This window comes from Vibrio sp. HI00D65 (genome assembly GCF_001635455.1).
Classification (GTDB): domain Bacteria; phylum Pseudomonadota; class Gammaproteobacteria; order Enterobacterales; family Vibrionaceae; genus Vibrio.
The window spans coordinates 1-320 of the sequence record NZ_LWEH01000492.1 but is presented as its reverse complement, the minus strand read 5'-3'; the positions used below and the strand labels follow the sequence as shown (position 1 = coordinate 320).

Below are 320 nucleotides of genomic sequence, written 5' to 3'. Positions count from 1 at the left end.
CGTGAAGATGAAATGCTAGCTAAGTTCCACAGTGAATCTGGCTTCAGCTACAAACGCTTTGAAGCAGATAATGCGCCGAGCGATGGCATTGCCAAGGTCTTCTTCACTCACCCAGAGCAAGACCACGAACACCTAGTCACGTTTGAGCAAAAGCTAAAAGAAGCATTTGGAGACAAGTTAAACGTTGCCTTCTCAACACCTTGGTGTCTGGAAGTGATGGCCGCTGAAGTATCTAAAGGCCATGCTTTAGACGCTGTCGCGAAATCTCTGAACCTAACGCTGGATAACTGTGTTGCCTTTGGTGATGGTATGAATGACAC

Annotated in this window: 1 protein-coding gene; it reads left to right on the top strand. The window is 46.9% G+C overall.

All coding sequences use genetic code 11. From position 1 onward, the window contains the following. Positions 1-320: HAD hydrolase family protein (locus A3712_RS23070; protein ID WP_157618862.1), on the top strand; the 320-nt coding region annotated here is incomplete at both ends.